General features: G+C 69.2%; 5 protein-coding genes. 3 read left to right on the plus strand and 2 right to left on the minus strand.

Features of this window, described 5'->3' with window-relative positions:
* Positions 1-78 precede the first annotated feature (78 nt).
* Genes fadD32 through R1101_RS0100070 form a run of 3 tightly spaced genes read left to right on the plus strand, consistent with a single transcriptional unit; the run spans position 79 to position 8,503 of the window.
* Complete coding sequence (fadD32, locus tag R1101_RS0100060; protein WP_016931447.1) at positions 79-1,968, plus strand: long-chain-fatty-acid--AMP ligase FadD32; 1,890 nt, start codon at positions 79-81, stop codon at positions 1,966-1,968.
* A gap of 53 nt (positions 1,969-2,021) precedes the next feature.
* Positions 2,022-6,953 carry a polyketide synthase Pks13 gene (gene pks13 / locus R1101_RS0100065; RefSeq protein WP_016931448.1) on the plus strand — a complete coding sequence of 1,644 codons (4,932 nt, stop codon included), beginning with the start codon at positions 2,022-2,024 and terminating at the stop codon, positions 6,951-6,953.
* Positions 6,954-6,961: 8 nt separating this feature from the next.
* A complete protein-coding gene (locus R1101_RS0100070; RefSeq protein WP_016931449.1) occupies positions 6,962-8,503 on the plus strand; it encodes an acyl-CoA carboxylase subunit beta in 1,542 nt (513 codons plus the stop codon).
* A gap of 82 nt (positions 8,504-8,585) precedes the next feature.
* On the opposite strand, the gene R1101_RS0100075 is transcribed toward R1101_RS0100070, so the two are convergent.
* Entirely contained in the window at positions 8,586-9,020 is a 435-nt protein-coding gene (locus R1101_RS0100075; RefSeq protein ID WP_016931450.1) for a hypothetical protein, read from the minus strand.
* A 50-nt stretch (positions 9,021-9,070) separates the two neighbouring features.
* The gene (locus R1101_RS0100080) at positions 9,071-12,379 is read right to left on the minus strand and encodes an arabinosyltransferase domain-containing protein (protein ID WP_026002717.1); all 3,309 of its coding nucleotides are present in this window, start codon (positions 12,377-12,379) and stop codon (positions 9,071-9,073) included.
* Positions 12,380-12,387: the final 8 nt, after the last annotated feature.

Genomic DNA, 12,387 nt, shown 5'->3' on the forward strand with positions numbered 1-12,387 from the left:
GATCCGCCGGCGCGGAGGAAAAGTTAGTGGCGCAACCATGTCGAGTGGTTGTGGGATCGCTTCGACAGGGAGAAGGAATTGAGCGTCGGGTTCGAAGAGTTCATCGATGAGAACGGGCGGATCAGGCTGCCGGAAGGGCAGACCCTGCTCGATCACCTCGAAGAGAACTTCGCTTCAAACGGTGACGACCTCGCCTACCGGTACATCGACTACTCGCGGGAACGCGACGGCGAGGTACACGAGCTGACCTGGGACCAGTTCGGCGTGCGCATCAAAGCCATCGCCGCGCGCCTGCAGCAGGTCACCGCTCCCGGCGACCGCGTCGCGATCCTCGCTCCGCAGGGGCTCGACTACGTCGTGTCCTTCTTCGCCGCGATCTACGCCGGCACCATCGCGGTGCCGCTCTTCGATCCCGACGAGCCCGGCCACACCGATCGACTGCACGCCGTTCTGGGCGACTGCACCCCCAGCGCGATCCTCACCGCCACCTCGTCCGCGGCCGGCGTGCGGCAGTTCTTCCGCCCGCTCCCCGCAGCGCAGCGTCCCCGCGTCATCGCCGTCGACGCCATTCCCGACGCGGTCGCCGAATCCTGGAACCGGCCGCCCATCGGCACCGACGACATCGCCTACCTGCAGTACACCTCCGGTTCGACACGCGTTCCCGCCGGTGTCGAGATCACCCACCGGTCGGTCCTCACCAACGTCATCCAGATGGCCGACTCCATCGAGCTGAACGAGTCGTCGCGCGGCGTCACCTGGCTGCCGCTGTTCCACGACATGGGTCTGCTCACCGTGATCCTGCCCGCGGTCGGCGGCAAGTACATCACCATCATGAGCCCGCGTGCCTTCGTGGCCCGCCCGAGCCGCTGGATCCGCGAGCTCGCCGCCGTCTCCGACGGCGCCGGCACCTTCGCCGCCGCGCCGAACTTCGCATTCGAGCACGCCGCGGCCCGTGCGGTCCCCAAGCCGGGTGAAGAACTCGACCTCAGCAATGTCATCGGCCTGATCAACGGCAGCGAGCCCGTCACCACCTCGTCCATGCGCAAGTTCAACGAGGCATTCGGCCCCTACGGCCTGCCCCGCACGGCGATCAAGCCGTCCTACGGCATGGCCGAGGCCACGCTGTTCGTCTCCTCCACCCGTCACAGCGACGAGGCGAAGGTCATCCACGTCGACCGCACCGCCCTCAACGCCGGCCGGATCGTGCGTGTCGAGCCCGACGCCGAGAACGCCATCCCGCAGGTCTCCTGCGGCTACGTCGCGCGCAGCCAGTGGGCCGCGATCGTCGACGCCGAGACCGGCACCGAGATGCCCGACGAGCAGGTCGGCGAGATCTGGCTGCACGGCGAGAACATGGGTATCGGTTACTGGGGCCGCAAGGAAGAAACCGACAACACCTTCCGCAACCGCATCACCAAGCGCCTGCCCGAGGGCAGCCACGCCGAGGGCACCCCGGACGACGGCACCTGGCTGCGCACCGGCGACTACGGCGTCTACATCGACGGCGAGCTCTACATCACCGGTCGCGTCAAGGACCTCGTGATCGTCGACGGACGCAACCACTACCCGCAGGATCTGGAGTTCTCCGCGCAGGAGGCCAGCTCCGCGCTGCGCCCCGGCTTCGTGGCGGCCTTCGCGGTGCCGGCCAACCAGCTGCCGCGCGAGGTCTTCGACAACGACGCCTCCGGCCTGCAGTTCGACGCCGACGACTCGTCGGAGCAGCTCGTGATCGTCGCCGAGCGCGCTCCCGGTGCCGGCAAGGCCGATCCGCAGCCGATCGCCGACGCGGTGCGGGCAGCGATCTCGTCCCGGCACGGTGTCACCGCGCGCGACGTGCTGCTCGTGCCGGCCGGTTCCATCCCCCGTACGTCCAGCGGAAAGATCGCGCGGCGGGCGTGCAAGACCGCATATGTCGAGGGAACGCTGCGTGGTGGCTACCAGCAGCAGGCCTTCCCGGACAGCGTGTGAGAACGAATGTCCTCTTTCCCGGGTAGCGTGGTGGGTTGATGTCTGACACTGAAATGACGGTCGCGCAGCTGCGCGAATGGCTGCGCAACTGGATCGCCGACGCGACCGGCCAGCCGGTCTCCCAGATCTCGGACGATCGTCCGATGGAGGAGTTCGGTCTGTCCTCCCGGGACGCCGTCGCCATGGCGGGTGAGATCGAGGAACTCCTCGGTGTCACGCTGAACGCGACGATCGCCTACCAGCACCCGACGATCGCGTCCCTCGCGACGCGCATCATCGAGGGCGAGCCCGAGGCCCCCGCCGACGACGATTCCGCCCTGTACACGGTCGGTGCGGTGGCGGGTTCGAAGGACATCGCCATCGTCGGCCTGTCCACCCGTTTCCCGGGCAACGTCGACACCCCCGAACAGATGTGGGAGCTGCTGGCGTCCGGACGCGACGGCATCAGCGATCTGCCCGAAGGCCGCTGGTCGGAGTTCGAGAACGACCCGGCGGTGTGGGAGTCGATCCGCAACGCCAACACCAAGGGCGGCTACCTCGGCGACGTCAAGGGCTTCGACGCCGAGTTCTTCGCGATGTCGCCGCGCGAGGTCGAGATGGTCGACCCGCAGCAGCGTCTCGCGCTGGAACTCACCTGGGAGGCGCTCGAGCACGCACACATCCCGCCGAGCGAGCTCAAGGGCGGCTCGGTCGGTGTGTTCATCGGCAGCTCGGCGAGCGACTACATGCTCCTCGCGGTCGGCGACCCGTCCGCAGCGCATCCCTACGCGCTCACCGGCACCTCCACCGCGGTCATCGCCAACCGCGTGTCGTACTTCTACGACTTCCACGGCCCGTCGGTCACACTCGACACGGCGTGCTCGTCGTCGCTGGTCGCCGTGCACCAGGCCGTGCGGGCGCTGCGCAACGGTGAAGCAGATGTCGCCCTCGCCGGCGGCGTCAACATGCTGCTCGCCCCGGCCGGCACCCTCGGCTTCGACGAACTCGGCGTGATGGCCCCCGACGGCCGCATCAAGGCGTTCTCCGCCGACGCCGACGGCATGATCCGCGCCGAGGGCGGCGGTCTCGTCGTGCTCAAGCGTCTCGAGGACGCCGAGCGCGACGGCGACGACATTCTCGCCGTCATCGCCGGTTCGGCCGTCAACCAGGACGGCCGTTCCAACGGTCTGGCCGCCCCCAACCCCGAAGCTCAGGTCGACGTGCTCCGCCGCGCCTACCGCGACGCGCAGATCCTGCCGTCCGGTGTCGACTACATCGAGGCGCACGGCACCGGCACTGTGCTCGGCGACCCGATCGAGGCCGACGCGCTCGGCCGTGTCGTCGGCCGCAGCCGCGAGGACGACAAGCCGGTCCTGCTCGGCTCGGCCAAGACCAATTTCGGTCACCTCGAGTCCGCCGCCGGTGCGGCCGGTCTCATCAAGGTCGTTCTCGCGATGCAGAACGACCGGCTCCCGCCGACGCTCAACTACACGGCGCCCAACCCGTACATCCCGTTCGACAGCGCTCATCTGAAGGTCATCCCCGAGGGCGCGACGTGGCCGCGTTACACCGGCCGGGCCGTCGCGGGTGTGTCCGGATTCGGTTTCGGTGGCACCAACGCCCATGTCGTGGTGCGCGAGTACACCGGCCCCGCCCATCTCGAAGCCTCCGAGGCCGAGGTCGAGGTGCTGCCCGAGGACATCCCGGCAGCCTTCGAGGAACAGACGGAGGAGAAGCCCGAGACTGCTCGGGAGCTGCCCGTGCTGCTCGCCGTCTCGGCCGCGATGCCGTCACGCCGCCGTCGTGCGGCCGCCGACCTCGCCGACTGGCTCGAGACGGAGAAGGGCAGCACGACGCCGCTCGTCGACGTCGCCCGCACGCTCGCGCGCCGCAACCACGGCCGGTCCCGCGCGATCGTCGTGGCGAGCAACCACGGTGAGGCCATCGCCGGTCTGCGTGCCGTCGCCGCCGGTAAGCCCGCACAGGGCGTGTTCACCGCCGACGCTCCCGCATCCAAGGGCGCGGTGTGGGTGCTGTCCGGTTTCGGTGCCCAGCACCGCAAGATGGCCAAGCAGCTGTACCTCGAGAACCCGGTCTTCGCCGCGGCCGTCGACGAAGTCGACGAGCTGATCTACGACGAGTCGGGCTACTCCATGAAGGAGAAGTTCCTCGACGACGGTCAGGACTACGACGTCGAGACCGCGCAGGTCGGCATCTTCACGATCCAGATCGGTCTCGCCGCGCTGCTGCGTCACCACGGCGCCGAGCCCGCCGCGGTCGTCGGTCACTCGATGGGTGAGGCCGCCGGCGCCTACATCTCGGGCGGACTGTCGCTCGAGGACGCCGTGCGCGTCATCTGCTCGCGCTCGCGTCTGATGGGTGAGGCCGAGTCCGGCCTGACCGGCGACGACATCCGTCTCATGGCCCTCGTCGAGTACAGCGCCGCCGAGATCACCGACGTGCTGCCCGACTTCCCGCAGCTCGAGGTCTGCGTCTACGCGGCGCCGACCCACACCGTCATCGGTGGCCCGCAGGAGCAGGTCAACGCGATCGTCGCGCGTGCCGAGGCAGAGGAGAAGTTCGCCCGGGTCCTGCAGACCAAGGGCGCGAGCCACACCTCGCAGGTCGATCCGATCCTCGGCGAGCTCGCGGCCGAACTCGCCGGCATCGAACCGCACCGCCTGAAGGTCGACCTGTACTCCTCGGTCGACCAGGAGACCCTCTACCGCGCAGGTCACGACGGTATCCACGACGTCGAGTACTGGACCAAGGGCATGCGCCACAGCGTGTACTTCACCCAGGCGATCCGGCAGGCCCTGTCCGACGGGCACACCACCTTCGTCGAGCTCAACGCGAACCCTGCGACGCTCATGTCGGTCGCGGCGACGGCCTTCGACGCCGGTGTACAGGACGGCCAGTTCATCCAGACGCTCAAGCGCAAGGAGGACGAGTCCCTCGGCGTCCTCGCCGCCCTCGCACAGCTGTACGTGCACGGGCAGGCGGTCGACCTGAAGACCCTGCTGCCGGAAGGTGATTACGCCGACCTGCCGCGCACCGCCTTCCTCCGCAAGCCGTACTGGGTCGACGCCCGCATCGGCACCTCCGGCAACGGCCGTGCGCCCGGCGCCCGGGTCGCCCTGCCCGACGGCCGCTACGTCTGGGAGGTGCAGGCCTCCGCCGTCACCGACACGGCCGAGCTGCTCGTCGCGGCGGCCTCGCAGGTGCTGTCCGATGTCACGCTCACCGCGTCCATCCCGCACACCGGCGTCCCGGCGACCGGCACCCTCACCACGACTCTCACCCGGCATCCGGGTGGCGCGTCGCTGCAGGTGCACGCGAACACCGGCGACGGTTTCACGCTCGTCCACGAGGGTGTCGTCACCTCCGGTGAGCCGCTGCCCGCACCCGTCGCGGCTGCTGCGAAGCCCGCCGCACAGGCCGAGGAGCTGCCCGAGGTCGTGGAGTCGTTCGGCGACAAGTGGGATCCGAACGGATCGCAGACCCTCGACGACCGCCTGACGCTGATCGTCGCCGAGTCCATGGGCTACGCGCCCGAGGACCTGCCGGCCGAGATCCCACTCATCGAACTGGGTCTCGACTCACTCATGGCCGTCCGCATCAAGAACCGCGTCGAGTACGAGTTCGACATCCCGCAGCTGCAGCTGTCGGCGGTCAAGGACGCGAGTCTGCGCGACGTCTCGAAGTACCTGCGGTACGCCGTCGAGAATCGCGAGGAGGTCGCGCAGCTCGCCGAGCAGCAGGCCGCCGAGAAGGCAGCCGAACGGGCAGCCACTGCAGAACGGGACGAGCTCCCGCAGGTCGAGGACACCACCGCGGTGGGCGAGGCCGAGCAGATCCTCGCCGAGGCCGAAGCGCAAGCCACGGCCGAGGCAACGGCAGCGACCGAACCCGAGCAGGAGTCGAGCGGAGTCGACGTGCCGCCGCGCGACGCCGCGGAACGGTTGACCTTCGCCTCCTGGGCGGTGATCACCGGCAAGTCGGCCAAGGGCATCTTCAACCCGCTGCCGAAGCTCGACCGCGCCGACGCCGAGCGGCTCGCCGCCCGGCTGACCGAGCGGTCCGAGGGCGAGATCACCGTCGACGACGTGCTCGCCGCGTCGACCGTCGAGCAGCTCGCCGAGACCGTGCGGCAGCACCTCGAATCCGCCGACCGCATCGACGGTCTGGTACGCACGCTGCGGCCCCGCGCCGAGGGATCGGACGCCGTGCCGGTCTTCGTCTTCCACCCCGCGGGCGGATCGACCGTCGCGTACGAGCCGCTGCTGCGCCGCCTGCCGGCGCGCACCCCGGTGTTCGGTTTCGAGCGCACCGAGGGTCCGATCGACACCCGCGCCCAGGCGTACCTGCCGCTCGTCGAGGAGATCCAGGGCGACGGGCCGTATGTGCTGTGCGGCTGGTCGCTCGGTGGTGTCCTCGCCTACGCGGTGGCCCGTCTGCTGCGTGAGAAGGGCAAGGACGTGCGTCTCGTCGGTCTCATCGACACGGTCATGGCCGGTGAGAAGGTCGAGGACACGCCCGAGGAGATCCGCAAGCGCTGGCAGCGTTACTCGGCGTTCGCGAAGAAGACCTACGGGATCGACGCGCCGCTGCCCTACGACCTGCTGGCCGAGGCCGGCAGCGACGAGGAGCAGATCGGCATCCTGATGGGGCTGCTCGAGTTGAGCGGAGCGCAGATCCCCGGCGGCATCATCGAGCACCAGCGCACGTCGTGGCTCGACAACCGCGCAATCCAGACCGCGGATCTCGCGCCCTACGACGGCAAGGTCGTGCTGTACATGGCCGACAAGTACCACGACGACGCGATCGATCTCGAGCCGGCCTTCGGCACCCGGCAGCCCGACGGTGGGTGGGGCGAGGTCGTCGGAGATCTCGAGGTCGTACACGTCGGCGGCGATCACCTGCAGATCGTCGACGAGCCGTACATCTCGAAGGTGGGGGAAGACCTGACCCGCAAGCTGGCCGACATCGAGGCCTCGAGGAGCTGAACGAAGAAGTGAGCACCACGGCACAGAAGCTGGCCGAGCTGCGCGAGAAGCTGGAGGTGGCGAAGGAGCCTGCGGGCGAACTCGCCGTCGCCAAGCGCGCGAAGAAGGGCATCCCGAGCGCCCGCGAGCGCATCGACATGCTGCTCGACAGGGGCAGCTTCGTCGAGATCGGCGCGCTGATGAAGACGCCCGGCCGCGACGACGCCATGTACGGCGACGCCGTCGTCGTCGGGCACGGCACGGTCGACGGCCGTCCCGTCGCGGTGTTCTCCCACGACCAGACGGTCTTCGGTGGCAGCGTCGGTGAGATGTTCGGTCGCAAGGTCGCCGCGGTCCTCGACTTCGCGCTCAAGGTCGGCTGCCCGGTGGTCGGTATCAACGACTCCGGTGGCGCCCGCGTGCAGGACGCCGTCACCTCGCTCGCGTGGTACGGCGAGATCGGCAAGCGTCACGAGCCGTTGTCGGGTCTGTGCCCGCAGATCTCCGTGATCGTCGGCAACTGCGCCGGCGGTGCGGTCTACGCGCCGATCAACACCGACGTCGTGGTCGCCACCGAAGGCGCCCACATGTTCGTCACCGGGCCCGACGTCATCAAGGCCGTCACCGGCGAGGACGTCAGCCTCGAGGAACTCGGCGGCGCCCGCAAGCAGGCCGAGTACGGCAACGTGCACCACGTCGCACCCGACGAGAAGGCCGCCTTCGAGTGGGTGCGGCAGTACCTGAGCTACATGCCGTCCAATGCGCAGGAGAAGCCGCCGGTCGTCAATCCCGGTCTCGAACCGGAGATCACCCCCGACGACCTCGAACTCGACACGTTCATGCCCGATGCCGACAACTCCGGCTACGACATGCACGACATCCTGCTGAAGATCTTCGACGACGGCGACTTCCTCGAGGTCCGCGCGCAGACCGCGCCGAACATCATCACCGGCTACGCCCGCGTCGACGGCCGGGCGGTGGGCGTGGTGGCGAACCAGCCGCTGTACCTGTCGGGTGCGCTCGATGCGGCCGCCGCCGACAAGGCGGCGCACTTCGTGCGCGTGTGCGACGCCTACGACATCCCGCTCGTGTTCGTCGTCGACACCCCGGGCTTCCTGCCCGGTGTCGAGCAGGAGAAGATCGGCGTCATCAAGCGGGGCGGCCGGTTCCTGTTCTCGTACGTCGAGGCGTCGGTCCCGAAGGTGACGGTCGTGGTCCGCAAGGCCTACGGCGGCGGTTACGCGGTGATGGGGTCGAAGCAGCTCGGCGCCGACATCAACTTCGCGTGGCCCACCGCGCGTATCGCCGTGATGGGTGCCGAATCGGCTGTCGCGGTGATCGGGCGCCGGCAGATCGAGGCCGCGGGCGAGAACGCTCCGGCGGTCCGCCAGCAGCTCATCAACTTCTACAACGAGCATGTCGCGACGCCGTACATCGCGGCCGAGCGCGGATATGTCGACGCGGTGATCGAGCCGTCGACCACCCGTCTCGAAATCCGCAAGGCGCTGAACCTTCTTCGCGACAAGGAAGTGTTCAAGAACCCGCGGAAGCATCACCTGCTGCCGCTGTAGAGCCGTTGCCGACGGGGCCTGTGCACCAGTGCGTGCACGGGCCCCCGTCGTGTGCATCCGACGCCGCCCCACCGGGCCGGGGTCAGGGAACGATCCAGGAACCCCGGCCCGGCAGGAAGGTGATGTCGGTGGTCGTCACGACCGCCTCGATACGTCCGGAGCCGGTCTCGAACCATGGGTATTCCCACCCTGCGGAGGGGATGGGCGGGTAGATCGGCAGGGTGACGGTGCCACGCTGTCCGGTGGTGACGTTCGTCCAGTTCACGAGGCACGGGCACTGGAAGCTGCTGCCGAATCGCGAGAAGCCGGGGCGCTCGGGGTCCACACCGACGGTCACGCCCTCGTTGACGAGGAGACCTCCCCACCCTGCGGAGCCGGTCCCACCGACCGCGCCTATCACCGGACTCAGGGTCGTAGCCACCACAGGCTCCGCGGATGCTGCGGGAGCGGTGACCGCACCGAGCGCGAGCGCCGCGCCCAGGGCTGCCGTGAATGCGATCTTCCTCGTGGTCGTCATGCCCTGTGTGTCGCCCGTCGACGTCACTTCCGTTACTCGCGCCTCATCCGTCACTCGTAGACGCGCATCGGCGCGGGTTTCCACAGCCCGGACCTCGTCACCTCGGTGGTGGTCAGTTCGGCCGGCTGCGCGTTGGGGTAGAAGCGCACGTACCGCTCCACCGAACCCCAGTCGCGGCCCCAGTCGTTCTCCAGGTAGGTGGGAACCTGCTCGGGTCGCGCCAGGACCTCCGCGAAGCCGAGCGGGCCACCGTTGTCGGCGGACTGCCAGGTGTCGGTCGACGACACCGCGAGCGGACGGTCGGGAAGGATCCGATAGTTCGGCATCTCGGCGACGCCGGCCCAGTGGTCGAACGGTCGCTGGCACGGGAACTGCAGACCCACGGCCCAGTCCAGCAGGAGCGGCTGTTCGGAGCCGAGCTGGGTATCGAGTCGCTCGAGCGTCGGGACGCGCGGCGGCGTGAACGCCAGCCACTGGTCGCCGGTGAGGTTGGGGTCGTTGGCGACGATACGGACGGCGTCGACCTCGTCGGGCAGGTCGGCGAGGGGCACACGCAGGTTCCGCCACGACGGTGCAGGACCGATGTCGCGCGGCAGGTAGGTGCCCTTCGCCTCGACACTGCCGTCGGCCTGGCGGGTGCCGTACTCGACCAGCAGCGACTGGCCGTAGGTCAGTGCGCCGGTGTCGTCGTACGACCAGATGCGCCCGGCCGCGGAGATCACGATCAGCGGGGTCTCGTCGGTGATGTCCGGCAGTGCGTACCAGCTCGAGGTGAGCGAGGCGGGTTCCTGCACACCGTCCTGGTAGCTGCCGAGCACCGGGGTGACGGCCGGATCGAGTCCGAAGGGCAGACGTACGGTGCTGCCGTTGACGGTCTGCTCACCCGAGCCGCCCGTGGTGCCGCCGCCCGCGCCGGTCTCGAAGGTCGGGCCGACGCTCTGGTTGTCGGTGTTGCCCTGACCGGGCTTCACCTCGACGTAGTCGGCGGTCAGGTCGGACGGCACGCCGTCGGGAGTGAAGCCGCGCGGCGCAGCACCGGCGAGCGGATCACCGTTCGCCGGGGGATCGGTGGGGTCGATGATCGGTTCGAGGCGCCCCTCGTCGGGGTCCGCCTCGACGAGCACGTCGTTCGCGAGACCGCAGGTCTGACCGGCGACCGCACCGATGTTCGAGCGGGCGAGCGAGTACGCCGGGTACTGCGACACCGCGCCCTTGAGCAGCGACAACACCTCGAACAGCACCATCGCCGCGGCGACGACCGTGAGCGGCGCGGCCGCGAGGGCGCGGATCCGCCGGCCCTTCCTCGTCTCGGGCGACTCCGGCGGCGGTGCGTAGCCCTCGCGGAGGTACTGCCACGCGACGAGCACGAGGGCGAGACCGAACAGGATCAGGAACAGCGAACTGGACTGGTAGCCGCTCAGCGAGACGGTCTTGTCGAACCACGGCACGCCGTAGCTCGAGACGTACCACCAGCCGTTGATACCCGCGAACGACACCGCCAGGACGAACAGCAGTCCGGCGAGGAAGATCGTGCGGTTGCGCCGCGACCGCAACGCGCTCGCGGAGACCACCACGGCGGTGACCGTCGCGAGCGACCCGGCGATGCCTGCGTACGCCCCGAAGTGGTGGGTCCACTTCGTGGGGTTGAACATCATGAAGAAGATCGTGCCGAAGACGATGCCGAGCAGACGCCAGGTCGGGCTCACGGCGACCCCGGGGATGCGGCGGCGGCGCAGCAGCACGAACAGCGTGGTGAACAGGCACAGCAGCATGACGAGGAACGCGAAGCGGCGCGGCAGCGAACCGTCGACGGTCTGAACCATCAGGTAGTAGTAGCGGAGGAAGTCGTTCCACCACTCCTCGTTGGGGCCGATGATGGTGCGCACGCGGGTCGCCTCGAGGACCGCGGCGAGCGTCTGATCCGAGAACACCACGACCAGCACGAGCATCCCGGCGGCACCGATCGGGGCGAGCAGCGGCAGGGTGCCGACCTCCCGGTGGCGGCGCACGATGATCCGCGTCATCGGCCGGATGCCGGCGATGAGCGCGGCGATACACATGAGGCCGGTCGGAGCCGCGGCGAGGGTGAAGGCGCCGATGAACACCGCCGTCGCGGCGGGCAGCAGACGACCGGTCGCGATGGCGCGTTCGATCGAGCACCAGGTGAGCAGCGCACCGAGCGCGACGATCGGCTCGGGCCGCAGACCGTTGTTGTACGGCAGCCAGAAGGCGAGGAAGACCAGCCCGCCGGTCCACAATGCGATGCGATTGTGCCGCACGGCCCGGCCGAGACGGGGCACCACCTCACGGCTGATGACCATCCAGCACAGGATTCCGGCGATCAGCGCCGGGATGCGCATCCACGGGCTGGCCGTGGAGATCTTCGCGAAGGCCGCCAGCACGTCGTAGTACCAGCCGAAGGGAGCTTCGGGGACACCGAACCAGCGGAAGTAGTTGGCCATGTAGCCGGAGTTCTCCGCCGCCCTGGCCATGGTCAGCAGGTAACCGTCGTCCGAGGTGTTCGCACCGAAGAAGTGCCAGCCGACGAGCGTGACGACGACGACGACGTCGACGCCGGTGAACTTCCACCACCGGGACGGCAGGAACCGGCGGTGCCCCCGACCGTCCGTGCCGTCGAGCTTGGCCAGCGCGCCGAGCGCGAGCGCCGTCGACAGCACAGCAAGGATCATCGCGAGGGACTTCACCAGAGTCGGCGACGACGTGAACCGGGAGTCGACGTCCACAGTGACGTCGAGGCCGGGAACGGCGGTCGGCAGGTCGCTGAACACACCGACGACGAGCGGTCGCAGGTCGCCGGTGAGCTCGCCGGCCCGCGGGTTGCCGTTCTCGTCCGAGAGGCCGACGAACTCCGCGGTGGTGCGTTCGGAGTCGGAGAAGATCCGCAGTTCGCTGCACGCACCCGACTCGACGTCGGCGCGCGGTGCGGTCGTGACCACCACGTTGCGGTCGAGGACATCGACGTTCTCGTCGCCGACCCGTACGAACATGGCGTTGAGCGCGGCGTCCTGCCCGCTGGTGGGGGCGGTCGCGAGCAGCATGCCGCCGTCGGCGGGCATCCCCGCGATGGCGGTGCACGGCACGGTGGCGCGGAACTGCAGGGGGACCTGCGACATCAACGGCAGCTCGACGTCGGTCGCCGCCGCGTCCTGCGGCCACGACATCGTCGCCTCGGTCACGCGGACCGGAAGGAACGGTGTGGCCAGTGCCGAGATCATGCCGAGCAGCCCGGCGACGACGGCGACGAGCCGCGCGGTCCGGTACCGAGTGCGAAGGTCCTCGCCCATCGACCGTGGGGCGGTCGGAGTGGGCGCGGGTGAGGTCGTCACGTCGTCGGGCACGGGAGTCG

The sequence above is a fragment of the Rhodococcus sp. R1101 genome (assembly GCF_000278445.1).
Classification (GTDB): Bacteria; Actinomycetota; Actinomycetes; order Mycobacteriales; family Mycobacteriaceae; genus Rhodococcus; species Rhodococcus gordoniae.

Bases quoted from the DNA above. Each gene is read 5' to 3' on its own strand.
- R1101_RS0100075 (WP_016931450.1), bottom strand. From the start codon at position 9,020: ATGACGACCACGAGGAAGATCGCATTCACGGCAGCCCTGGGCGCGGCG.
- pks13 (WP_016931448.1), top strand. From the start codon at position 2,022: ATGACGGTCGCGCAGCTGCGCGAATGGCTGCGCAACTGGATCGCCGAC.